Raw genomic sequence first — 835 nt, forward strand, 5'->3', positions numbered from 1 at the left:
ATGTATGGAGCATGGCCAAAGCTGTTGAGGCAAACACCGTGAATGACCCACGCCGGGCAGCTGTCGTTTTTGGGACAGCGCATTCGACAAAGGGCCGACAAGTTAAGAAGGTCGTTCTTTTGGATGATTTTCGAACGCCATTTGAGTTGGAAAGCTCTCGCTCAGAGAAGATTACAGCTGGGGAGTGGACTAATACGGATGAAGTAGCGCAAGCGGAAGAGATAAACATGCTTTACGTGGCGGGGACGCGAGCGCAGGACCTGTTGGTTGTGCCAGCTCGCATTGCCGAAGATTTGTAAGCCGCCAAGTGAAAGAAAATGTGCAATATGCGGGTAAGTTACAAATATCGTAACGAACCGGCACATTGCTGCGCGCAGGCACCGTTAAGGTGGCTGCATGAAAAAACGTATTATTGCCAGTCTTGCGGTCCTGGCGCTCCATGCCTCAGCGTCCGCCCAAACCTATCCTGTGTCGAAGGCGCCAGGGCCTGCATCGGGCTGGCACTTCTACGATGATCCTGAACCGGTCCCTGAGAAGGAAGAGCTTGAGCCTCAACCGTCACAGGTGTTGGGCACTCCAGAACGAGAAGCTCCTCCGGCTGCAAGCAACAGCGAAGGGTCGGGTCCATCCCCAATGTCTGCGGAATGGTTGAAGGCCAACATGCCCCGGCTTCTGAACCAAGCTCTGGACAACCCAACACGCGAGAATGTTGAAGCGTACTACGGCGCTCAGCGCGTGATGATGGACAAAGCAGAACGCGTGCATGTCCGTCAGGTCATTTCCGAGACGCTCAAGGATATTGCCGAAGCCCCGCAACCAATCATTCAGCAGCTTG

General features: G+C 54.4%; 2 protein-coding genes. Both read left to right on the forward strand.

Going from position 1 to position 835, the window contains the following annotated elements; translation table 11 throughout:
* On the forward strand, positions 1-299 hold a 299-nt coding region (locus tag WA429_RS21340), incomplete at its 5' end, for a hypothetical protein (protein ID WP_336107926.1).
* 97 nt (positions 300-396) lie between these two features.
* Positions 397-835 (forward strand): conjugal transfer protein TraF (gene traF, locus WA429_RS21345; protein ID WP_336107927.1); only part of this gene is annotated, 439 nt, incomplete at its 3' end.

The sequence above is a fragment of the Thalassospira sp. CH_XMU1420-2 genome (genome assembly GCF_037029325.1).
GTDB classification, from domain to species: Bacteria; Pseudomonadota; Alphaproteobacteria; order Rhodospirillales; family Thalassospiraceae; genus Thalassospira; species Thalassospira povalilytica.